Raw genomic sequence first — 22,465 nt, 5'->3', positions numbered from 1 at the left:
GGCCGTCGTCCTGATGTCCGGGGCGCCGGTGCCGGCCTCATCTGCCACCTACCAGATCTGGCACTGGAACATCGCCGGCCACGCCTACCACCTGGGCTCCACCACCAACGGCATCATTCAGGCCATGGGTCGCTCCATCGGCGGTCGCAACCCGGATTTCGTTTCAGTCAACGAGATCTGCCACAACCAGTACGGCGCCCTGATCGACTACCTCCAGCAGATCGGCTGGCCGCAGAATGCGAGCAACTTCGCCCGCTACGAGCCGATGAGGCCCGCCGACGGCACCTCCTACTGCGACGGCACCGGCATCGGCCAAGCCTTGTTCAGCCGCTTTCCCCTCGGCGCCACCGAGCGGTACACCCTGCCGTACGACGGTTCGGCCCTGCAGCGCAAGTTGCTGTGCGCTCCCATCGCCGGCAAGACGAGCGTGAAGTTCTGCACCACCCACGTGACGTTCGACCGCGCCTACCAGGCTGCCCAGCTCACCTACGTACGCAAGGTTCTTGACCGCTACCACGCTCAGGGCGACACCGCCATCATCGCCGGCGACTTCAATGTCCAACCCGACGACCCGCTGCTGGACACCTGGTACGACTCGAGCGTGGACACCGCGAACAACGCGCACAACAGCGGCCCGTATCACGAACTCGACGACCTGGATGCGACGTGTCCAGGTTGGGGCGAGCAGACCACGGAAGGCAGCCTCCCGCTCGGCTCCTGTGGCCAGGCTCGCAAGGTGGACCTCGTCTTCGCCGCCGCCGACCGGCTGGTGTCGTACACAGCTGACTCCCAACCCATCGGCCACGTCTGTGGCGCCAACCGCGACAAGGCCTGCTCCGACCATCGCATCCTCAACGCGTTCGCCACGGTCACCGTCGCCGGCTGAGGGTGTGTCCGGTTGACGCCGATGCGCGTCACGGCCGGTCGGACCCCGGGCCCGGTGTGGCGGCGTCCATGGGCGGGCCCGCCAGGGCGGCGGCGAGACGCGAAGCGAGCATCGTGACCGCGGCGCGCAGTTCCGGCCCACCCTCGACGCGGAAGGGGAACGGTACGTTCGGCAGCCACTCCTGCGCGTACATCGTCGGATTGCTCGTGCTGCCGACGAGCACACACCCGTCCCCCGACGGTTCGAGCCGCCCCATGGGCGGCCTGATCCAGGGCGCCACCTCGGCGAGGGGGGCGTCGAACACGACGCGCGTGGCGAACTCCCACCCGGTGCCCAGGTTCTCCTCCAGCGCCGCCACCGGGTCGAGGCCGTCGGGCGGCTCGAACACGTCCGTGCTCCGCCGGACCTGGCGGACGCGGTCGACCCGGTAGGTCCGGATGGCGTCCGCGCGGTGGGAGTAGCACAGCAGGTACCAGCGCCCGTGGCGGACGACGACCGCCCAGGGGTCCACCTCGGCCTCCCACTCGTTGCCGGACTCGCTCCGGTAGGCGATCACCACGCGCCGCCGGTCCGCGATGGCGGCCACGAGCGCGCTGGTGGTGGCGGGATCCGGACGGGCCGAGAGCCGGTCAGGCGCCGCGGACGCATGCTCGCGCAGCGTCGCCGCTTGCCGTCCGACACTCTCGGGCAGAGCCCGGATGACCTTGCCCAGGGCGGCGCCGACGAGGTCGCCGACGTCGGCGGCCGCCGGCTGGCCGTCGAGCACCGCCATGACCAGGCCAAGCGCCTCGGGCTCGGTGAAGGCGACCGGAGGCAGTCGCGTCCCGCGTCCGAGCCGGTACCCCCCATAGGGGCCGCGGGCCGACTCGACGGGGATGCCCGCCTCGCGGAGGATCCCGACGTACCGGCGCGCGGCCCGCTCCGTGACGCCCAGACAGGCGGCGAGCTCGCCGGCCGTCACGCCAGGGCGGGTCTGGAGGATCTCCATGGCGCGCAGAGCCCGTGCGGTGGGACTGAGATCGGTCGGCACACGAGCACATTAGGAGGTCACGGGATGAACAGGAAGTAGAACGTCCGGAATCGGGCCTAGCCTGACGTCCTGACCGAGTCCCCTGGCAGGACTCCGCCGGAACCCGCTGAAGAAAGAGAACGATCATGGATATCCTGCTCATCGCCGGCCTGTGGCTCGACGGATCCGCATGGGACGACGTCGTGCCCGCCCTCGAGGCGCTCGGCCACCGCCCCGTGCCGATCACGCTGCCCGGGCAGGGCGACGGATCCGCCTCCGCCACTCTCGACGACCAGGCGGCAGCGGTGCTCGCAGCCGTGGACTCGGCGTCAGGAAAGCCCATGGTGGTGGGGCATTCCGCCGCCTGCACGCTGGCATGGCTTGCCGCCGACGCGCGCCCGGAGCGGGTCGCCAAGGCCGCGTTCATCGGCGGCTTCCCGGCCGCCGGCGGGCAGCCCTACGCCGACTTCTTCGAGCTGAAGGACGGCGTCATGCCCTTCCCCGGCTGGGAGCCGTTCGAAGGGCCGGACTCGGCCGACCTCGGCGAGGAGGCCAGGCGGGACTTCGCGTCCGCGGCGATCCCCGTCCCCGCGGGGGTGACGAAGGGCGTGGTGCGCCTGACGGACGAGCGGCGGTTCTCCGTCCCCGTCCTCGTCGTGTGCCCCGAGTTCACCCCTGCCCAGGCTCAGGAGTGGATCGCCGCCGGTGACGTGCCAGAGCTGGCCAGGGCCGAACACCTTGAGCTCGTGGACATCGACTCGGGCCACTGGCCCATGATCACCAAGCCGGCCGAGCTCGCCCGGATCCTGGCCGCGGCCGCCTCCGAGGCCTGAAACCCTCGGCTGTACTCCCGCGTGGGGCTCGTCCACGACGACGAACCCATGTCCGCCGCCGAACAAGCCTTCTCGTCGCCCGCGCCCGGCCCCATCTGCAGGGCCGTTGTCGTCTCGGTGAGAGCCGCGGTCACAGCCTTGACTCGTGCGTTGACATGAACAGAACGGTCTGCGTATCGTCTGGCGCATATACAGACCGTTCTGTCTCCCACAGGGAGGGTCGTGACGACCAAGGCCCCGATCATGCTGATCCACGGCTTATGGGTGACGCCGCCGTCGTGGGAGAGATTCGCCGGCCGCTCCCATCTGCTCATCGCCGAGGACGGCTGGCAGGACGTGGCCGACCACGCCCTCGACTGGGTCCGGCACGCATGCCGGACATGAGCAGGGTCTTGGCTCATGGTCATGACCACGGCAAGATCTCGCCTTACGGTCCGCAGTACACCACCTGACTGAGCATCGGAGGAAATGTGCGTTCAACTGGCATTGTGCTGGCAGGCGTCCTGCTGGCGGGCCTGGTGGCCGTCGCACCGCCCGCGTACGCGGCTCCGGGCGAGGAACTGCACGCCCTGCGCACCGTCACCGGCCCCGGCGGTACCCGACACACCCACTACGAGCGTACGTACCAGGGATTACCCGTGCTCGGCGGCGACATCATCACTCACGGGGACAAGGCTCCGGAGAGCCGCACCCTGTCGACGCTGAGCGCTCTGTCCACCACACCCCGGGTGTCCGGCCCGGCCGCCGCGGCGATCGCGGCCAAGAGGTTCCCGTACAAGCCGAGCGGGCCGCCGCGGCTGGTGATCGAGGCGCTCGGCGACGACGACGCCGCCCGCGCGCCCGCGCTGGCCTGGGACGTACTGGTCACCGGCACCCGCACAGGCGGCCTGCCGACGGCCCTGCACGTTCTCGTGGACGCCGCGACAGGCGGGGTGCGCACCACCTACGACGACGTACAGGCCGACATCGGTCACGGCTTCCACTCCGGCGACGTGCCGCTCACCACCACCCCCGTCTCCAGCACGTCGAGCACGAGGATGCTGGCGGATCCGACGCGTGGCATGTTTGGCACCTACGACGTCGACACCATGCGGTACTTCACCGACCCCGACGGCGACTGGGGCAACGGCAGGTCCAGCAACGCGCAGACCGACGGAGTGGACGTGCAGTGGGGCGCCGCGACGACGTACGACTTCTACAAGCAGACCTTCGGCTACACCCTCGTCAGCAACTCCGAGTACTCGGACGGGCCGAGCACCCTGAACGCCGGGGTGCACGAGGGCGACAGATTGTCCAACGCCTACTGGAGCGCGCAGTGCCACTGCATGCGCTTCGGTGACGGCAACGGGGTCACCACCAACCCGTACACCTCCCTCGACGTGGTGGCGCACGAGGCCACCCACTCGGTCATCGCCCGCACGGCCAAGCTCGTCTACACCGGCGAGGCCGGCGCGCTCAACGAGGCCACCGCCGACATCGTCGGCAACCTGGTGGAGTTCCACGCCGCCAACCCCGCCGATGCGCCCGACTACCTGGTGGGCGAGAAGGTGTTCAAGGCCGGGCCGCTGCGCTACATGGACCGGCCCAGCAGGGACGGCGTGTCCGCCGACTGCTGGTCGCCCACCGTCGGCAACCTGGACGTGCACCGCTCCTCCGGGGTCGGCAATCACGCCTTCTTCCTGCTCGCCAACGGCAGCGGCCCGTCAGCCTGGGGCGACAGCCCCACCTGCGACGGGGCGACGGTCACCGGCGTCGGCCGCGACACCGCCGCCCGCCTGTGGTTCCACGCGCTGAGCACGCAGTGGACCCCGTCGACCAACTACGCCGACGCGCGCACCGGGATGCTCGCCGCGGCGACCGAGCTCTACGGTCAGTGCGGAGCGGAGTATCGCGCCGTGCAGGCCGCCTGGTCGGCGGTCGCCGTGACCGCCGCCGACCAGCCCTGCCCCTGACCCTGGTGGCGGCCCGCTGATACGTGCGCCGATCAATGAGATGAGGGGCCGGTCTCCCGCGGGAGACCGGCCCCTCCTGCGCCGGAGAACCAGGGCGGGGGCCCCTGGACTGTTCCTGGGCGTCCTGGACGTCCGGCTGCTTAGGGGACCGGAGGCGTGGCCGGCCGGTCGTCAGTCGCGACAGAGGCAGAACGGGTGACCGGCCGGGTCGAGGAAGACCCGGAAGCTGTCCTCCTCGCTCGGCTGGTGGTCGTGCTTGGTCGCGCCGAGCTCGATCACCGCCTTCTCCGCCTGGTCCATGTCCTCCACGGTCACGTCGAGGTGGAGCTGCTGGGGACGCTCGGAGCGCGGCCAGATCGGCGGCCGGTAGTCCTCGACCCGCTGGAACGCCAGCCGCTTCGGCGAGCCGCCGTCGGTGACGACCACCCAGTCATCCTCCTGATGGTCGACGGACCAGCCGAGAAGTCCCGCGTAGAACTCGGCCACCATGCGCGGGTTGGCGCAGTCGAAGACGATCGAGCGGAATTCCGCGATGCCCTTCACCACACACCTCCGAGTCGGTTGCGACGCCCTTGCTACCCGGACATCGCCCCCGCACACCCCTTCTTCGGGCCGTCCTCAGGTGGTGCTGGCCGCGACGGACGGCAGGGCGAGGATCAGCTCGCGAGGCTCGCCGCCCTCCCAGCCGCGCACCAGCCGGGTGCCCTCCGGCCCCGGGTCGAACCCCTCCCGCCCGGACTCGCCGAAGCACCCGGCCTCCGCCAGCCGCTCGATCAGCGGATCGTCGTCCGCGAGCCCGGCCGCGTAGGCGGCGGCGTCGAGGAGCGCCAGCGCGGACCGCGCGTTGCGGCCCGCGTCGTTGGACTCCACCCGGTCGAGGCGGCGCCGCGCCTGGGTGCGGAAGTACGCGGCGAGGGATTCGGACCTACTCACGGCAACCTTCTTCGGCAACTCACACTGAGGGCTACGACATCATCACCCATGGTGACAGCCGATGGGGGGACGTTGGCCAACTCCCGCCTGTCGGGACCCCGCGAAAGCCCGCCGAAACGGCATGAGGCACTATCTCAGCATGAGTGAGTTCGACGACCTGCTTGCCGGAAACGCGGAATACGCGAAGGACTTCGCCAACTCGGGCCTCACGGGCCGTGCGGCACGCGGACTCGCGGTGGTCACGTGCATGGACTCCCGCATCGACCCTCTGGGCCTGCTGGGGCTCCAGGCGGGTGACGCCAAGATCCTCCGCAACGCGGGCGCCCGCGTCACCGACGACGTCCTGCGCACTCTGGTCCTGGCCGTGTACCTGCTGGGCGTGGAGCGCGTGCTGGTGATGCCGCACACGGACTGCGGCATGTCCAAGGTGACGGACGGCGACGTGCACGACCTGACGCAACTGAACGGGGTGGACACGCGCAGCCTCGAGTTCCACACCGTCCCGGACCAGGACGCGGCGCTGCGCCACGACCTCACGCGCATCCGGACCACGCCGTTCCTGCCGAAGGACATGCCGGTGGGCGGCGCCATCTACGACGTCCACACGGGAAGGCTGATGCCCGTCTCCCTGTGACCGGCCGCCGCGGGGACCGCGCGCGGCCGGGCCATGATGGTCGTCATGGTGAGAGTGGGAGCCGCGCGCGCCGCCGCGGCGCGCTGGGTGGCCGAGCACGCGCGTCCCGACCCCCGCTATCGGGGGGCGTACGCCGCCGGGTCCACGGTCGGCCTGCCGGACGACGCCGAGCTGCCGCCGTCCTCGGACCTGGACCTGTTCGTGGTCATGACCCAGGACCCGCCGCCGGCCAAGCCCGGCAAGCTGCGTTACCGGGGCGTCCTGCTGGAGGTGAGCCATCTCCCCTGGGCGGCGCTGCGGTCCGCCGACGACGTCCTGGGCTCGTACCACCTGGCAGGGGCGTTCCGTACGGACAGCGTCATCGACGACCCCACCGGCCGCCTGCGCGCCCTCCAGGCACACGTCGCGTCGCATTTCGCCGCCCGCCCGTGGGTGCGCCGCAGATGCGAGGACGCCGTACGGAGGATCGAGGCCCGCGCCACGGCGCTGACCTCCCCTGCGCCCGGCGCTCCGCGGCCCTTCCATGAGCAGGTGATGACGTGGCTGTTCGCCGCCGGGGTCACGGCCCATGTGCCGCTCGTCGCCGCGCTGCGCAACCCGACCGTACGGCTGCGCTATCCGGCGGTGCGCGAGGTCCTCGCCTCCTACCGCCTGTCCGGCCTCTACCTGGAGATGCTGGACCTCCTCGGCTGCTCGCACCTCCATGCCGAACGGGTCCGGGGTCACCTGCGCGAGCTGGCCACGACGTTCGACCTCGCGGCAGGCGTCGCGAGAACTCCGTTCCCCTTCAGCAGTGACATCACCTCGGCGGCCCGGCCGATCGCGATCGACGGCAGCCGGGACCTGGCCGAGCGCGGCGACCACCGTGAGGCCGTTTTCTGGATCATCGCGACGTTCGCCCGCTGCCACGCGATCCTGGCGGCGGACGCGCCCTCGCTCCACCGGTCGCGGCTGCCGTCGTTCGAGGCCGCGCTGGCGGACCTGGGCATCACCTCTTCCGGTGACCTCCGCCGGCGCGCCGCCGAGGTCACCCGTTTCCTCCCCCACCTCGCGCAGGCCACCGAGCACATCCTGGGCACGAACCCGGCCATCACCCCCTAGGTTCCATCGAGGCGACCCCGGCGCGCGCGGCGGCCAGCGCGCCCGCCGCGGCGCGGTCCGCGGCGGCGTCGTCCAGAGGCTCCCCGGTGTTGAGCAGGGCGTAGTACAGGGGCGCGGAGACGGCGGCGATCACCAGGTGCGGGTCGGTCCCGGTGGGCAGTTCGCCTCGTTCGACGGCGTCGGTGACGCAGCCGGCCCACTCGTCGATGCGTACGGCGTAGAAGCGGTGCAGCGCCCGCGCGGCCTGCTCGTCGCACAGTGAGGCGGCGATCAGCGCCTTGAACAGGCGGCCCTGGCGGGGGTCGGTGAGGGTCCTGACGACCAGGCGGGCGTTGTCGCGCAGGTCCTGGTCGACACTGCCCGTGCGCGCGCGGGGCAGGGACTGCTCGGCCATGTCGGCGAGCAGGTCGGCGGCGAGCGCGCCGGGCGTGCCCCAGCGGCGGTAGACGGTCGTCTTCCCGACCCCCGCGACCCGGGCGATCTCGGCGAGATCGAGGGCGTCGAACCCCTTCTCGGCCAGGGTGTCCCCCGCTGCTTGCAGGACGGCCTCGCGGACGCGGGCGGTACGTCCTCCCGGGCGGACGGCACCGGGTTGGGGAGCGGCGGCCATGTCGGACTCCTTCTCGCGAGCACTCTTATCGGGACTGTGGTTCCCTTACGGCGGCAGGAGTGCTACCGTTCTCGCATCTTAACGGAACCACAGAACCGTTTGCACTGGTGTACCCGAAAGGACGTCCCCGTCATGTCCACCACGAAGCCCCTGCCCAGGGCCGCGGCTCCGGCCTCCGCGCAGGAGCCGCCTCCCCGGCGGCTGACCGTCCGGCTGAAGGTCACCCTCGCGGTGCTGCTGGTCGCCCAGTTCATGCTGGCCGTCGACTTCTCGATCCTGAACGTGGCACTGCCCGAGATCGGTGACGACCTCGGCTTCTCCCTGGCCAACCTGCAGTGGATCGCCACCGCCTTCGCCCTGAGCGCCGCCGGTTTCACCCTCCTGTTCGGCCGCATCGGCGATCTGCTCGGCCGAAAGCGCATCTTCCTCGGCAGCCTCGCGCTCCTCGGCCTGGCCTCCCTGGTCGGCGGGCTCGCCCCGAACCCCGAGGTGCTCATCGTCGCCCGGGTCGCCCAGGGGCTGGCGACCGCCGCCGCGACCCCGGCCGGGCTCGCCCTGCTCACCACCTCCTTCCCCGAGGGACCCCTGCGCCAGAAGGCCCTCGGCCTCAACGGCGCGCTCATGTCGGCCGGGTTCACCGCCGGCGCCGTCCTCGGCGGCGTCCTGACCGACCTGCTCTCGTGGCGCTGGGCCTTCTTCATCAACGTCCCCGTCGCGCTCGCGGTGCTCGCCGTCGCCCCCACCGTCATCGCCGAGTCCCGGCCCGCCGCACGCCCCAAGGCAGACCTGCCCGGCGCGCTGACCGTGACCCTCGCCCTGCTCGGCATCGTCTACGGCCTGACGCAGGCCGGCGAGCACGGCTGGACCCACCCCGTGGCCCTGGCGGCTCTGCTGGCCGGCGCGGCCCTGCTGGTCGCCTTCCTCCTCGTCGAGCGCAGGGCCGCCCAGCCGCTGGTCCCGCTGCACGTGCTGAGGAAGCCCGCCGTGGCCTGGGGCAACGTGCTAGGACTGCTCGCCTTCGTCACCGAGACGTCCCTGGTGTACCTGCTCACGCTGTACATGCAGAAGACCCTCGGCTTCTCGGCCCTCACCGCCGGGCTCTCCTTCGGCGTCCTGGGGCTCGGGACCGTGGCAGGCGGCCTGCTCGCGCCGAAGGCGATCGCCCGCACCTCCACCGTGGCCGTCCTGGTCGGGGGCGGGCTGCTGCAGGCGGTCTTCACCGCCGTCCTGCTCCTCCTCGGCGACACGCCGGACTCGATGGGACTGCTGCTGCCCGCCACCTTCCTGGGCGGCGTGGGCAACATGCTGGTCATCGTCGGCTTCATGGTCACCGCCACCACCGGCCTGCCCGACCACGAGCAGGGTCTGGCGACCGGGCTGGCGTCGATGTCGCAGCAGGTCGGCATCACCATGGGCACCCCGATCATGTCCGCGATCGTCACCGCGGCGACCGCGGGCGCCATGTCCGCCGGGGCGATCCTGCACGGCGTCACCGTCGCCGTCGCCGCGAACGCCGCCCTGGTCCTCCTCGGCGTCCTCATCGCCGTCGTCCTGAAGCGGAAGATGTCATGAATCTCGTCGCAGCTCTCTCGGCCCTGGTGATCGCACTCGGCTCGTCCACGGCCTTTCCCGACCATGCCCACGCCGCCGTCGACCAGCGGGGGGACTGGCGGGCCGCGTGGACGGCCGCGCCGCAGCGGCCCAGCGCCGGGTTCGAGCCGAACTGGTCGGAGGAGGGTTTCAGCGGCCAGAGCGTGCGCCAGGTGGTCAGGCCCACCGCGGGCGGCTCATCGCTGCGGATCCGGCTGTCGAACGACTACGGGCCGTCCCCCGTACGTCTGACGGGCGCCACCGTGGCCCTCGCCGGTCAGGGCGCCTCGGTGCGGCCGGAGTCCGTACGGCACCTCACCTTCGGACATGCCCGCTCGACCAGCCTCCCCGCCCGTGGACGGCTGGTGAGCGACCCCGTACGGCTCGACGTCCGCCCGTTCCAGTCGGTGGCCGTCACCCTGTACTTCGCCGGGACCACCGGACCGGCGACGTTCCACTCGCAGGCGTACGCCGGCAGCTTCCGGGCGCGGGGCGACCACCGCGCCGACACCGCGGCGAGTGCCTTCACGCAGATGACGCACTCCTGGTACTACCTGTCCGGCCTCGACGTCACGGGCGGCGCGAAGACGGGCGACGCCGTGGTGGCCTTCGGTGACTCCATCACGGACGGGTTCGGCTCGACCGCCGACGCCGACGCCCGCTACCCCGATGAGCTGGCCGAGCGGCTCGCCGCCCTGGGCCGGCCCCGGCCCGTCCTGAACGCCGGCATCGGCGGCAACCTGGTGCTCAACGACTCGGCCTGGTACGGCGACCGCTCAGCGGCCCGCTTCCGCCGCGACGTGCTCGACCAGCCGGGCGTCGGCACGGTCATCGTGCTGGAGGGCGTCAACGACATCGGCTTCAGCGAGTCGGACACGCCGACGTACAAGCCGGCGCCCGTGGTCTCCGCCGACGAGCTGATCGCCGGGTACCGCCGGCTCATCAGGCAGGCGCACGCGAAGGGCGTCAAGGTGGTCGGGGCGACCCTGCTGCCGTTCAAGAACTCCGACCACTGGGGTGAGCACGCGGCCGCCGTCAGCGACGCCGTCAACCAGTGGATCCGCACCTCCGGCGAGTACGACGCGGTCGTGGACCTCGATCGGGGCATGGCCTCCCCCGGCGACCCCGACGTCCTGGACCCCGCCTACGACAGCGGCGACCACCTGCACCCCGACGACGCCGGCTACACCGCCATGGCCCGCCTCATCGCCGACCAGCTCTGAGGCGCCCACTCGAAGGCCCGCACCCGCGCACGGGTGCGGGCCTTCGAGTGACTCGCAAGCCGGCCGTCCGGAGCGGGTACGGAGGGCCTGCCGGTCACCCCACGAAGCGTGACCGAGCAACTCCCGATCACCCCACGGGCGGTGACCGAACAGCGCCCGGCCACCCCATGAGGGTGACCCGGACGGCTCCCGGACGGCCTCATGGACGGTCGGGAGCGGTCAGGCGTCGATGTGGTCGCGGTCGACCTCCGCCGCGCTGCTGACGATGAACTCGCGGCGCGGCGCCACGTCACTGCCCATGAGGAGGCTGAAGATGCCCTCGGCCCCCTCCGCGTCCTCGATGCGGACGCGGCGCAGGATGCGGTGGCGCGGGTCCATGGTGGTCTCGGCCAGCTGGTCGGCGTCCATCTCGCCCAGACCCTTGTAGCGCTGCACCGGGTCCTTCCAGCGCTTGCCGCGCCGCTCCAGGTCGCGCAGCACCTTGTGCAGCTCGGCGTCGGAGTAGCAGTAGATGTACTTCTCCTTGCCCTTGCCGGGGTTGGTGAGCTCGATCCGGTGCAGGGGCGGGACGGCGGCGAACACGCGGCCGGCCTCGACCATGGGCCGCATGTAGCGGTGGAACAGCGTCAACAACAGGCACCGGATGTGGGCGCCGTCGACATCGGCGTCGGCCATGAGGATGACCTTGCCGTAGCGGGCCGCCTCGATGTCGAAGGAGCGGCCGGAGCCGGCGCCGACGACCTGGATGATGGCGGCGCACTCGGCGTTCTTGAGCATGTCGCTCATCGACGCCTTCTGGACGTTGAGGATCTTGCCGCGGATCGGCAGCAGCGCCTGGAACTCCGAGTCGCGGGCCAGCTTGGCCGTGCCCAGCGCCGAGTCTCCCTCGACGATGAACAGCTCGCTGCGGTCGACGTCGTCGCTGCGGCAGTCCACGAGCTTGGCGGGCAGCGCGGAGTTCTCCAAAGCGCTCTTGCGGCGCTGGTTGTCGCGGTGCTCGCGGGCGGCGATGCGCGCCTTGGCGGCGGCGACGATCTTCTCCAGCGCGGCCCGCAGCGGCTGCTTGAAGCCGCGCGGCGGGTTGGCGAACAGCTCCTTCAGCTCGCGCGAGACCACATGGGAGACGATGCGGGTGGCCGCGGAGGTGCCGAGGACCTCCTTGGTCTGGCCCTCGAACTGCGGCTCCGGCACGCGGACGGTGACGACCGCGGTGAGGCCCTCGAGGATGTCCTCCTTGGTGACCGGGTCGTCGCCGTTCTTCAGCAGGCGGGTCTCGCGCAGCTGCTCGTTGATCGTGCGCACCAGGCCGCGCTCGAAGCCGGTGATGTGGGTGCCGCCCTTGGGGGTGGCGATCACGTTGACGAACGAGCGGACGGTCGACTCGTAGCCGCGGCCCCAGCGCACGGCCACGTCGACGGTCAGCTCCCGCTCGACCTCGGTGGGCGTCATGTGGCCCTGGTCGTCGAGGACCGGCACCGTCTCGTGGAAGTGGCCGACGCCCTGCAGGCGCAGCACGTCGCACACGGCCTCGTCGCGGGCCAGGAACTCGGTGAACTCGGAGATGCCGCCGTCGAAGCGGAACTCCTCCTCCACCCGCTCCTCGTGGCGGCTGTCGACGACCACGAGCGTGAGGCCGGGCACCAGGAAGGCGGTCTGGCGGAGCCGGACGTGGATCTCGTCGAGCGACACCTCGGCGTCGGGCAGGAAGATCTGCTTGTCGGCCCAGAAGCGGACGCGGGTGCCGGTGACGGCGCGGGCCAGCCCGCCGCCGTCGCGCAGCCCGGACTTCTTGCGGAACTTGGCCGTCGGCCCGTCGCCGTCGAACACGCCGGGCACGCCCCGGCGGAAGCTGATCTCGTGGACGCGTCCGTCGCGGTCGACCTGGACGTCGAGGCGGGACGACAGCGCGTTGACCACGGAGGCGCCGACGCCGTGCAGGCCGCCGGAGGCGGCGTAGGAGCCGCCGCCGAACTTGCCGCCCGCGTGGAGCTTGGTGTAGACGAGCTCCACGCCGGCCAGGCCGCTCTTGGGCTCGATGTCGACGGGGATGCCGCGGCCGTCGTCGCGCACCTCGATGGAGCCGTCGGCGTGCAGCTCGACCTCGATGCGGGTGCAGTGACCCCCCAGCGCCTCGTCGACGCCGTTGTCCACGATCTCCCAGAGGCAGTGCATGAGCCCGCGGCTGTCGGTGGACCCGATGTACATGCCCGGACGCTTGCGGACCGCTTCGAGCCCCTCCAGCACCGAGAGGTGACGAGCCGTGTAACCGGCCTCCACTAGGGTCACTCCAGCTCCTCCGGGTTGGTCATCGAACACCTGTGCGCAGCCTACCGTCCTTCTCCTGCGCAGGCGTACTTGCGCACGTGCGCGCGTCCAAGCTTGCCATGCGGTCACGTTTGCCGTTACCAACGGCCTGATCGTCATTACTTTCGGACACATTCCGCTCTGGGCGTAGCGAGGCGGCGGTTGGGAACGTCCACGTCCGGTTAGATGTTGTTCCAAGTGACTGACGCCAGATCCTCGCTTCGGCGGGGGTGACCCGAAAGGCGATACGTGACTGGAGCTCTCGCCCCCGTTAAGCCGCTGACGGCCCTCGACCGCTGCGACCGTTGCGGTGCCCAGGCCTACATTCGCGCGACCCTGCCTGTGGGTGGGGAGCTGCTGTTCTGTGCCCACCACGGGCGTCAGCACATTGCGGCGCTGCGCGAAAAGGGCGCCGACATCCTGGACGAGTCGGCACGGCTCAGCGAAACCCCTGTAATTGCCCACAACGACGAGCGCTGACCGGCGCCCGTCGTGACGAGATAACCACATAACGCACAAGCGCGAAACGGCGACTCCGGCATGCCCGGGGCCGCCGTTTCGCGTTCCAGCAGGGAGCCGGCCAGCAGGGGCGAACACGAGCAGTACGGGCGTGCAACGGCAGCACGGACAAGTGCCGGCCGTACGGGCGAGCAACGGCAGCACGGACAAGTGCCGGCAGCACGGTCGCGCCCCGGCAGTACGGGCAAGGGTGAGGGGGCAGAGCGTCCGAGTCAGCGGACGCGGTAGTGATAGCCCTGGCGGAAGGTGAAGCCCTCGCTCGCGTAGAGGGCCTGGGCGGTCTCGTTGCGGCGGGTCACCACCAGGTACGCCGGCCGCGACCCGCCCCTCAGCAGCAGGGCGCGGAGCACGCTGCGGCCCAGCCCGCGGCGGCGGGCCTCCGGCAGCGTGGCCATGCAGAAGATCCCGAGCGTGTCACCCTGCGGCACGGCGCGGCCCACGGCGAGCGGCACGCCGTCCTCCTCGACCGCCGCGTACCACGCCGGCACGCCCGCGCAGATCCGCTCAGCCGCCTGCCGGCCCTCGGCGTACCGGCCGTCCACGGCCCACCACGTGTCCACCCACGCCCGCCAGGGGTGCTCCTCGATCCGCACCCGGTGCGCGGGTCCGGGCGTGTCGCCGGAGCGCGCCATGACCGCGGTCGGGTCCACCACCTCGTAGCCCCTGCGGTCCAGCTCGGCGTCGAGCTCGGGCACCACGCCGGGCCCCATCGAGAAGGCGGTGCGCGTCCCTCGTGCCGTGTAGAACTCCTCGGCGGCGCCGATCGCGGCTCCCAGGTCGGCGGGCCGGCCGAGGGGAAGCACCGAGTTCGCCCGCTTCGTCACTCCGTCGGCGTAGCGCAGGATCCAGTCGCCATACGCCTGCCGCTCGAACGCAGGCCAGGCTTCGTGGACAAGTCTGTCGAAATCCATCAGCGCAGGCTATCCACCCGACCACCCCGAACGGCCGACAGTCCCCGGAGAGCCGGAAAGGTCGAGGGGTTCGGAGGGCGAGGCGGCTCGGGAGGTGGGCGGAGCCGCCGAAGGGAACGGCTCGGATGCGGCGTGACGGCGGCTCGCCCCGTGCGGGTCAGCGGGCGTCTCCCTGGAGGCCCCCAGCCCCGTACGGCGGGTGGGCCCTCCCGTGCCTGCCGTACAGGACAAAGATGAACCTCCCCTACGAGACGCAAGCATGCAGCGCCCGCGGAAGCGACCGCTGGCCTGGGCTTATAGGGTGTGGCATCGTGCTGATCCTGTTGCCGCCGTCCGAGAGCAAGGCGTCCGAGGGCAGTGGCCCGCCCGTCGGTGAGCTGTCCTTCCCCGCCCTCGACAAGCCGCGCAAGCGGGTGCTCACCGCGCTGCTGCGCGCCTCCAAGCGCCGTGACGCCCTCGACGTGCTGGGCCTGACCCCGGGCCTGGCGGGCGAGACGGCCAGGAACATGGCCATCAGGACCGCCCCCACGCTCCCCGCCGCCGGCCTCTACACCGGCGTCCTGTACGACAACCTGGGCCTGGCCACCCTCGACGACGAGGCGAGGAAGCGGGCCGAGGAGGCGGTGCTGATCTTCTCGGGCCTGTGGGGCGTCCTGCGGATCACCGACCGGGTGCCGCCCTACCGGCTGTCGATGGGCGTCAACCTGCCTCCCCTGGGCGGCCTGGCGGCCTTCTGGCGGCCCCTGGTGGCCCGCCAGCTCGATCCCCTCCCCGGAGGGCTGGTCGTGGACCTGCGCTCGGCCACGTACGCGGGCGCCTGGCAGCCGGGAGACCGCTCGGTGGCGGTACGCGTGTTCCGGAGCGGCAAGGTCGTCAGCCACATGGCCAAGGCCACCCGCGGGGAGATCGCCCGCGCCCTGCTCGTCGCGGGCGCCGACCCGGAGACGCCCGGCGAGCTGGCCGGACTCCTCCGCTCCCTCGGCCACACCGTCGACCTGACGGAGCCGGCCCGTTCCACCCGCCCCTGGACCCTCGACGTGCATCTGCCCTGACGCGCCCGAGACGCCGAGGAGCCCCGCACCGGGAACGGTGCGGGGCTCCTCGCGGCTGGTACGGCCGCCGGACGGTCAGTCCAGGTAGTCGCGCAGCACCTGGGACCGGGACGGGTGGCGGAGCTTGGACATGGTCTTCGACTCGATCTGCCGGATGCGCTCGCGCGTCACCCCGTAGACCTTGCCGATCTCGTCGAGGGTCTTCGGCTGACCGTCGGTGAGACCGAACCGCATGGACACGACGCCCGCCTCGCGCTCCGACAGCGTGTCGAGAACGGAGTGCAGCTGCTCCTGCAGCAGCGTGAAGCTGACGGCGTCGGCCGGGACGATGGCCTCGGAGTCCTCGATGAGGTCGCCGAACTCGCTGTCGCCCTCCTCGCCCAGCGGCGTGTGGAGGGAGATGGGCTCACGGCCGTACTTCTGGACCTCGACCACCTTCTCGGGGGTCATGTCCAGCTCGCGGGCCAGCTCCTCCGGCGTGGGCTCGCGGCCGAGGTCCTGCAGCATCTGCCGCTGGACACGGGCCAGCTTGTTGATCACTTCGACCATGTGGACCGGGATGCGGATGGTCCGCGCCTGGTCGGCCATGGCCCGGGTGATCGCCTGCCGGATCCACCAGGTGGCGTAGGTGGAGAACTTGTAGCCCTTGGTGTAGTCGAACTTCTCCACCGCGCGGATCAGACCGAGGTTGCCCTCCTGGATCAGGTCCAGGAACAGCATGCCGCGGCCGGTGTAGCGCTTGGCCAGCGAGACCACCAGGCGGAGGTTGGCCTCCAGCAGGTGGTTCTTGGCCCGGCGGCCGTCCTCGGCGATCCACTCCAGCTCGGCGCGGACGTCGACCGGCAGGCCGTCGGCCTCGCCGCTGCCGAGCTGCTCCTCGGCGAACAGGCCGGCCTCGATGCGCTTGGCCAGCTCGACCTCCTGCTCGGCGTTGAGCAGGGGGACCTTGCCGATCTGCTTGAGGTAGTCCTTGACCGGGTCGGCGGTGGCGCCGGCGGCCGCGACCTGCGCGACCGGGGCGTCATCGTCGTCGTCGGAGAGGATGAGGACCTCGTCCTCGCTCTTCTCCGTCGCGGCCACGGCGGCGACCTCAGCGGCCTTGGGCTCCTCGTCGGTGTCCTCGTCGGTCTCCGGCTCGGCCTCGGCGACGATCTCGTCGTCCTCGACCACGATGTCCTCGAGGTCCTCGAGCTCCACGTCCCCGTCGAGCTCGATGTCCTCGTCGTCGTCGACGCCCTCCGGAGAGGTCGGCTTGGTCGTGGCAGGCCCGGCGCTGTCGGCCGCGACCTTCTTGGCGGCCGGCGCCGCCTTCTTGGCCGCCGCGGGGGCGGCCTTCTTGGTGGGACCCGGCTTGGGCGGGGCGGGCTTGGCGGTGACCGGCTTCTTGGCCGCGGCGGCGGGCTCGGCGGCCTCGGCCGCCCCCACGACCGCGGTCACGGTCTCAGGCTGCTGCTCTTTGGCGGCCGCCGCGGTCTTGGTCTTGACGGGGGCGGCGGTGCGGCGCTTTGCTGGTCCCCGAGACTTCTTCGGCGCAGCCGAATCCGCGGCGGTCACCACCACGGTCACGCCCTCTTTGCTGAGGTTCCGCAAGAACGCGGCGGCGTGTGACATGGGGATGTCCGCCTCCTCGAAGGCCTGGCGAACATCCTCGGACTCGAGGAAACCCTGCGAGCGCCCACGCTCGAGCAGTCGCTGAATGACGGGCTCGTTCAGCTCTTGTGGCTTCGAGCGAGTCGAACTTGCAGGCGACACGAACACCTCTCGAACGAACGCGTGGCGACAATGGACCCAGATGCCCGCTGGGGGGCTGTTGCCTCTCTCGGAGATCGGTGAGGCCGTGCGGACCGCGACGGACCTGCCCAGCATTGTGGCACGACCTCGCACTCCATACGGCCACCTCCCGGCGGTTGACCTCCACCCTAGGCCGACCAAGGCAGTAGTGCGTACGTAAGCGCGCCACTGATACCCGAAAGCAACCCTTATGACTGTTTCATTCAGTCACTCTTCGTGGCGGGCGGCACGTGGATGGCCAGGGCGGTAACGTCATCATCCTGTTCATATCCCGACAACATCCGGTCAACCAGGAAATCCAGCAACATGTGCGGACTACTGACGACCTCAGGCGGCGCTTCGGTCACAACACTGCAAATCTCTGCGAGACCGGCGTCCAGCCCCCGCTTCCGGTTCTCCACCAGACCGTCGGAGTACAGCACCGCGGTGTGACCCGGCGGCACCACGAACCGGTACTGCCGGCGGCTCGTCGGCCAGCCGAGCGGCGTCCCCGGCGTGGCGTCGCAGAGCATCGCGGTGCCCTGGGGCGAGACCAGGACGGGTGGCGGGTGACCGGCGAGCGCCAGCGTGCCCTCACCGGTGACGGGCTCGACCACCATGTACGCGAGGGTCGTGACCTGCTCCTCCTCCTCGGTCGCGTCGAAGACCCGGTCGAGACCGGTCAGCACGGCCGCGGGCGGCGGGTTGGTGAGCGCCAGGGCGCGCATGGCGTTGCGGATGCGACCCATGCCGGCGGCGGCCTTGACGCCCTTGCCCATGACGTCGCCGACGACGGCCGCGACCCGGCCGTCCTGCAGCACGAACGCGTCGTACCAGTCGCCGCCGACCTGCACGTGGCGGCTGCCGGAGCGGAAGCGCTGGGCCAGCTCCAGCCCCTTGACCACCGGCAGGCGGTCGGGCAGGAGGCTGCGCTGGAGCGTCTCGGCGGTCTTGTGCTCCCGCTCGAACAGCGTCGCCCGCTCGACGGCGAGCGCGCACTGCCCGGCCAGCGCCTCCAGGAAGACGCCGTCCTCCTGGGAGATCTTCTGCGGCCTGGTGAAGGAGAAGCGCAGCGCGCCGAGGGCCCGGCCGGCCGCCAGCAGCGGCAGGCCCACCCAGGCCCGCTCGTCGCTGTTGGTGAAGTAGTTGGCGAGCACCTGCTCGTCGCCGCCGGCCTCCAGGAGCTGCGAGCGCAGGCTGTCGGGCGACTCGGCGAACACCGGCCGCCGGCTGTTGACGGCCATGGTGAGCACGCTGGTGTGGGAGAGCGGGATCTCCTCGCCGGGGGCGCCGGCGGCCTCGGGGACGCCCTCGCCGTTGATCAGCTTGAGCGCGGCCCGGTCGGGGTCGAGCAGCGCGACGGCCGAGCGGTCGGCGGCCAGCGCGGTGCGGCCCACGTCGATGATGACCTGCACGACCTGCTCCACGGTGAGCGCCTCGGCCAGTATGGCCGTGGCGCCCTGGAGCCGGGCGGTGCGCAGCGCGGCGGCGCCGAGCTGGTCGGTCAGGCGGCCCCGCATCTCCTCGGCCTCGCGCTGCGGCGTGACGTCGGTGTTGGCGCCGACCCACTCGACCACGCGGCCGTGCCGGATGATGGGCACGGCGCGGACCTCGAAGTGGCGGTAGCCGCTGGCCCGGGTGCGCACGCGGTAGTTCCACTCGAACATGGTGCGGCCGCGCAGCGCCTCCTTCCAGGCCTCCTCGGTCTGCCGGCGCTCCTCGGGGTGGACGACCTCCAGCCAGCCGTGCGCGAGGTACTCCTCCAGGCCCTGCCCGGTGATGGCGCGCCACTGCGGCGCGTCCTCGACGACCGTGCCGGTGGGCGAGGTGATCCAGACGAGCTGCGACTGGGCCTCGACCAGTGACCGGTAACGCTCCTCGCTGCGGCGCAGGTCCTCCTCGGTCTGGCGGCTCTCGGTCACGTCGAGCCCGACCAGGGCGACGGCGCGCAGCTCCCCCGCCTCGTCGTGGACCGGCGAGAACGACAGCGACCAGTGGCGGTTCTCACCCTCGGGGGTGCGGACCCGCACCCGGCTCTCGCTCACCGGCGCGTCGCTCTCGATGACGCCCTGCACCGCGTGGGTGATGAGCTGGCTGAGGTCGGCGGCCAGGGCATCGACCGGCACGCGGCCGACGAGCCGCTCGGCGGGCACGCCGACGACGTCGGTGAACAGGTCGTTGACCCGCTGGACCCGGCCGTCGGGGTCGAAGAACGCGAAGGCGTACTGTGCCTCCGACAGCAGGCCCCCGAAGAGGGCGGAGTCTGAGATGTCCACATCCGACTCCCGGGGACGGGGAACGGAGGTCTCGGCGCTCATGGTCGGCACCTCCGTCGCGTGCCAGGGTCTCCCACGCGGCACATCTCCATAACTGTGTATCGGCGTAGCGCAGCTCCGGGCGACCGGATCCTGCTGTACATCATCGGCGATGGGCATGCGCGGACGGAAGCCCCGCAGGCCATACGGTCAACGCATCCTGTCAAAATCGCTCCACGTTACGCAGCAAGATCAGGCTACTTGGCCCGCGCCGACCCCTTGGCCTCCTGTTTGGCCTCTTGCTTGGCGGCCCGCACGCGGCCCAGCGTGTCGGCGTCGACCACATCCGCCACCGACCGGAACGATCCCTCCTCGCCGTACGGTCCCGCCGCCTCCCGCCAGCCGGGCGGCCGGACCCCCAGTTGCTTGCCGAGAAGTGCCAAAAATATCTGGGCTTTCTGCTTGCCGTAACCGGGAAGAGCCTGCAACCGCTTCAGCAGCTCTTTGCCGTCCGCCGCCTCGGCCCAGATCCTCTCGGGGTCGCCACCGTACTGCTCGGTGAGGTAGGCCGCCAGGCTCTGCACGCGCGCCGCCATCGAGGAGGGGTAGCGGTGGACCGCCGGCTTCTCCGCCAGCAGCGCCGCGAACGCCTCGGGGTCGTAGGAGGCGATCTCCTCGGCCGTGAGGTCGTGCCCGAGCCGCTGGGCGATGGTGTAGGGGCCCGTGAACGCCCATTCCATCGGGATCTGCTGGTCGAGCAGCATGCCGATGAGGAGGGCGAGCGGACTGCGGCCGAGCAGGTCGTCGGCCTCCGTCCGCTGGGCGAGCTGGATGCGCATGGGAACAGCTTCGCATGAAAGCGCTTGCGGGGATGCGAACACAACCGTAGTGGAGGCTTGACACAGGCCCGAGAAAAGATGGAATGGGAGCGCAAGTCGCCCTGAGTCCATTCCTGGGGGTTTGCCCCTGGGCATCCAGAGGAATCTCACACCTATGCTCGCTCTGGCCACACGCTTCCTCAGGGAACCGGTCAGTCACCGCCTGGCCGAGGAATTCCTGACAGTGCCCACGGACACCATCGACCGCTGCGTGGCCGACGTGTGCGCGTGCGCCGACCACCTCGGCATCGCGGCGACTCCGGAGATCGTGGAGCGCGTCGCGCGCGAGCACCTGCTCGCGATCGTCAACTCCGCCCCGCCGCCACGGAGTCCCCGATAACATCGGGGTCACCGGGCCGCGTTCTACGCACCGTTTCAGCCTGGAATGCGAGAGAGTGAGGGCGTGCGCCGACACCGACGAGATCCCCGGGAGAGCACCCCCCCAGACGATGTCTTCAAGGAGATGGTGCAGGCGGCTCGCGAGCTGCTGGCAGTCCGCAGCCCGCTCGACGCGGAGCTGATGGTCTCCGACATGATCGGCGCCTGGTGGGGACGGCGGGTCAGGGGCGGAGACGTCGAGCAGGTGCTCGGTGAGGGGCTGGTCGACTACGCCGCCAAGGGGGGCACTCCGGCGTCCCTGACGCTGCTGATCTGCCTGGCCTACCTGGGCACGGCCCGCCAGGGCGCCAAGGCCGAGGGCGCGGCGCTGGCGATGATGGAGTCGGGCGTGGCGCGTCCCGGCTGGGCCGAGCGGGTGGGCGCGGTCAAGCCCACCGGCTGCTACGTCTCCCGCGACGCGTACGGCGACCAGGACACGGTGATCTGCACGTTCGCCTACCGGTGGGGCGAGGGCGGCCCGGAGCGCGGCGACGCGCCGGCGACGCCCGCGGGGGGCCAGGACCGGCACGCGCTGGTCATGGTGGTCGACCACAACATGTCGGGCATGGCGCGCGACGCCTGGGTCTCCTCCCAGGTCGACAAGCTGCTGGAGGAGGCCCGCGCCGAGGCGGCGGGCAACCCGATGCTGGTGTTCGGCGAGATCGAGCCGCAGCAGGCCAGGGCGCTGCTGGAGTCGGCGATGAAGGCCACGAGCGAGCCGAAGACGCCGCCGCCCGTCAGCGACAGCTACAGCGCCTACCACGCCTTCGCCCGCGCCCGCCTGAAGGCGCTGCCGCCGGGCCGCAAGCGGCCGGCGCCGCTGCACATCGAGGCGCCCTACAGTCGAGAGCGGCGGGCCATGCTGGCCGCCGAGTTCCTGGCCTCCGACGCGGCCGAGCACCTCTCGGACCCGTCGGCGGCCTCGCGTTGCGCCGACCACATCATCGAGTACGGCTGCGAGCAGGACTTCAGCCGGCCGCTGCGGGTCAGCCCGACCAAGTGCGAGACGTTCCTGCTCGACTGGCTGCCGCGCAAGGTCATGCTGAGCACGGCCGAGCAGGAGGCCATGCCGCACGTGCTGGCGGCGTGGGTGCGGTTCGCGGCGCGCCGCTCCGGGCTGCCGGAGGAGGGGCTGCGGGCCACGCTGGACGCCGTGTGGGAGGCGATCGGCAAGTTCCCCGAGGCGTACCGCGACCCGACCTCGTTCGGGCTGGACCGGCCGCTGCTGGAGCGGCTGCTGCCCGACGGCGACCTGTCGGCGCTGGCGCGGCGGGCGTTCGCGTTCCCGTTCCTGCAGGGCTTCCACAACGGGGTGGACCTCGACCGGCTCAACCCGGCCGACGAGGCCGACCGGCGGGCGCTGCTGGAGATCGACCACGTCGGCGCGATGGACGAGGAGCACCTGGCCTGGCACGAGGAGATCGCCACCCGGCTGTGGGAGGGCGACCCCCCGCAGCTCTGGGAGGCGGCGCAGCGGCTGCTCGACCTGGGCCACGACCGCCACGACGTGCTGCACGTGCTCATCGAGATCGCCGAGCGCATCGGCGGCGACCCCGACGAGCTGGCCGCCGCCCTGGACGACATCGCCGACATCCCGGACGAGTTCTAGCACCTTCCGGCATTCGGG

General features: G+C 71.3%; 21 protein-coding genes. 12 read left to right on the top strand and 9 right to left on the bottom strand.

What is annotated here, in order from left to right:
• The coding region (locus ABZS51_RS34230; RefSeq protein WP_355449938.1) for an endonuclease/exonuclease/phosphatase family protein at positions 1 to 886 on the top strand (886 nt) is incomplete at its 5' end.
• Positions 887 to 914: 28 nt separating this feature from the next.
• Here ABZS51_RS34230 and ABZS51_RS34225 read toward each other — a convergent pair.
• A complete protein-coding gene (locus ABZS51_RS34225) occupies positions 915 to 1,916 on the bottom strand; it encodes a WYL domain-containing protein (protein ID WP_355449935.1) in 1,002 nt (333 codons plus the stop codon).
• A gap of 125 nt (positions 1,917 to 2,041) precedes the next feature.
• Between ABZS51_RS34225 and ABZS51_RS34220 the strand changes: the two genes are divergently transcribed.
• The 3 genes from ABZS51_RS34220 (at position 2,042) to ABZS51_RS34210 (ending at position 4,680) form a co-directional block, all read left to right on the top strand.
• Positions 2,042 to 2,728: an alpha/beta hydrolase gene (locus tag ABZS51_RS34220; protein WP_355449933.1), complete on the top strand. Its 687-nt coding sequence runs from the start codon at positions 2,042 to 2,044 to the stop codon at positions 2,726 to 2,728.
• 222 nt (positions 2,729 to 2,950) lie between these two features.
• Positions 2,951 to 3,112 (top strand): hypothetical protein, encoded by a 162-nt coding sequence (locus ABZS51_RS34215; protein ID WP_355449930.1) that lies wholly within the window; start codon positions 2,951 to 2,953, stop codon positions 3,110 to 3,112.
• 104 nt (positions 3,113 to 3,216) lie between these two features.
• Positions 3,217 to 4,680, top strand: a complete 1,464-nt coding sequence (locus ABZS51_RS34210) for a M4 family metallopeptidase (RefSeq protein ID WP_355449927.1) — start codon at positions 3,217 to 3,219, stop codon at positions 4,678 to 4,680.
• A 171-nt stretch (positions 4,681 to 4,851) separates the two neighbouring features.
• Here ABZS51_RS34210 and ABZS51_RS34205 read toward each other — a convergent pair whose 3' ends face one another.
• On the bottom strand, positions 4,852 to 5,223 hold the full coding sequence (locus ABZS51_RS34205) for a VOC family protein (RefSeq protein ID WP_355449924.1): 372 nt from the start codon (positions 5,221 to 5,223) through the stop codon (positions 4,852 to 4,854).
• Between the two features lie 75 nt (positions 5,224 to 5,298).
• Positions 5,299 to 5,613, bottom strand: coding sequence for a hypothetical protein (locus tag ABZS51_RS34200; RefSeq protein WP_310711538.1), 315 nt, complete (start codon positions 5,611 to 5,613; stop codon positions 5,299 to 5,301).
• A gap of 139 nt (positions 5,614 to 5,752) precedes the next feature.
• Here ABZS51_RS34200 and ABZS51_RS34195 point away from each other — a divergent pair, with 139 nt between their 5' ends.
• Both ABZS51_RS34195 and ABZS51_RS34190 read left to right on the top strand, forming a co-directional pair.
• A complete protein-coding gene (locus ABZS51_RS34195; RefSeq protein ID WP_310711539.1) occupies positions 5,753 to 6,247 on the top strand; it encodes a carbonic anhydrase in 495 nt (164 codons plus the stop codon).
• 45 nt (positions 6,248 to 6,292) lie between these two features.
• Positions 6,293 to 7,348, top strand: coding sequence for a hypothetical protein (locus tag ABZS51_RS34190; protein WP_355449920.1), 1,056 nt, complete (start codon positions 6,293 to 6,295; stop codon positions 7,346 to 7,348).
• Here ABZS51_RS34190 and ABZS51_RS34185 read toward each other — a convergent pair.
• Entirely contained in the window at positions 7,338 to 7,958 is a 621-nt protein-coding gene (locus ABZS51_RS34185; RefSeq protein ID WP_310711541.1) for a TetR/AcrR family transcriptional regulator, read from the bottom strand. The genes ABZS51_RS34190 and ABZS51_RS34185 overlap by 11 nt on opposite strands.
• A gap of 132 nt (positions 7,959 to 8,090) precedes the next feature.
• Here ABZS51_RS34185 and ABZS51_RS34180 point away from each other — a divergent pair, with 132 nt between their 5' ends.
• Both ABZS51_RS34180 and ABZS51_RS34175 read left to right on the top strand, forming a co-directional pair.
• Complete coding sequence (locus tag ABZS51_RS34180) at positions 8,091 to 9,530, top strand: MFS transporter (protein WP_355449917.1); 1,440 nt, start codon at positions 8,091 to 8,093, stop codon at positions 9,528 to 9,530.
• Positions 9,527 to 10,771 (top strand): SGNH/GDSL hydrolase family protein, encoded by a 1,245-nt coding sequence (locus ABZS51_RS34175; protein WP_355449914.1) that lies wholly within the window; start codon positions 9,527 to 9,529, stop codon positions 10,769 to 10,771. The genes ABZS51_RS34180 and ABZS51_RS34175 overlap by 4 nt, the downstream gene beginning before the upstream one ends.
• A gap of 219 nt (positions 10,772 to 10,990) precedes the next feature.
• On the opposite strand, the gene ABZS51_RS34170 is transcribed toward ABZS51_RS34175, so the two are convergent.
• Complete coding sequence (locus ABZS51_RS34170) at positions 10,991 to 13,057, bottom strand: DNA topoisomerase IV subunit B (RefSeq protein WP_355449911.1); 2,067 nt, start codon at positions 13,055 to 13,057, stop codon at positions 10,991 to 10,993.
• A gap of 267 nt (positions 13,058 to 13,324) precedes the next feature.
• Between ABZS51_RS34170 and ABZS51_RS34165 the strand changes: the two genes are divergently transcribed.
• Entirely contained in the window at positions 13,325 to 13,555 is a 231-nt protein-coding gene (locus tag ABZS51_RS34165; protein WP_310711545.1) for a hypothetical protein, read from the top strand.
• Positions 13,556 to 13,806: 251 nt separating this feature from the next.
• On the opposite strand, the gene ABZS51_RS34160 is transcribed toward ABZS51_RS34165, so the two are convergent.
• On the bottom strand, positions 13,807 to 14,505 hold the full coding sequence (locus ABZS51_RS34160; RefSeq protein ID WP_355449907.1) for a GNAT family N-acetyltransferase: 699 nt from the start codon (positions 14,503 to 14,505) through the stop codon (positions 13,807 to 13,809).
• 311 nt (positions 14,506 to 14,816) lie between these two features.
• Here ABZS51_RS34160 and ABZS51_RS34155 point away from each other — a divergent pair, with 311 nt between their 5' ends.
• Positions 14,817 to 15,557, top strand: coding sequence for a peroxide stress protein YaaA (locus tag ABZS51_RS34155; RefSeq protein WP_355449904.1), 741 nt, complete (start codon positions 14,817 to 14,819; stop codon positions 15,555 to 15,557).
• 75 nt (positions 15,558 to 15,632) lie between these two features.
• On the opposite strand, the gene ABZS51_RS34150 is transcribed toward ABZS51_RS34155, so the two are convergent.
• From ABZS51_RS34150 to ABZS51_RS34140, 3 genes are all read right to left on the bottom strand, one after another.
• Complete coding sequence (locus ABZS51_RS34150; protein ID WP_355449901.1) at positions 15,633 to 17,309, bottom strand: RNA polymerase sigma factor; 1,677 nt, start codon at positions 17,307 to 17,309, stop codon at positions 15,633 to 15,635.
• A gap of 242 nt (positions 17,310 to 17,551) precedes the next feature.
• Positions 17,552 to 19,645 (bottom strand): SpoIIE family protein phosphatase, encoded by a 2,094-nt coding sequence (locus ABZS51_RS34145; RefSeq protein WP_310711549.1) that lies wholly within the window; start codon positions 19,643 to 19,645, stop codon positions 17,552 to 17,554.
• A gap of 194 nt (positions 19,646 to 19,839) precedes the next feature.
• Positions 19,840 to 20,421: an HhH-GPD-type base excision DNA repair protein gene (locus tag ABZS51_RS34140; protein WP_310711551.1), complete on the bottom strand. Its 582-nt coding sequence runs from the start codon at positions 20,419 to 20,421 to the stop codon at positions 19,840 to 19,842.
• A 223-nt stretch (positions 20,422 to 20,644) separates the two neighbouring features.
• On the opposite strand from ABZS51_RS34140, the gene ABZS51_RS34135 reads away from it, so the two are divergent.
• Together ABZS51_RS34135 and ABZS51_RS34130 are read left to right on the top strand one after the other, a co-directional pair.
• Positions 20,645 to 20,800 (top strand): hypothetical protein, encoded by a 156-nt coding sequence (locus tag ABZS51_RS34135; RefSeq protein WP_355449897.1) that lies wholly within the window; start codon positions 20,645 to 20,647, stop codon positions 20,798 to 20,800.
• A 123-nt stretch (positions 20,801 to 20,923) separates the two neighbouring features.
• Entirely contained in the window at positions 20,924 to 22,447 is a 1,524-nt protein-coding gene (locus ABZS51_RS34130) for a hypothetical protein (protein ID WP_310711553.1), read from the top strand.
• Positions 22,448 to 22,465 lie beyond the last annotated feature (18 nt).

Source organism: Nonomuraea sp. NPDC005501 (assembly GCF_040605905.1).
Lineage (GTDB): Bacteria > Actinomycetota > Actinomycetes > Streptosporangiales > Streptosporangiaceae > Nonomuraea.
Note: the sequence above shows the minus strand (reverse complement) of the source record. Positions and strands in the feature narration are given on the sequence as shown.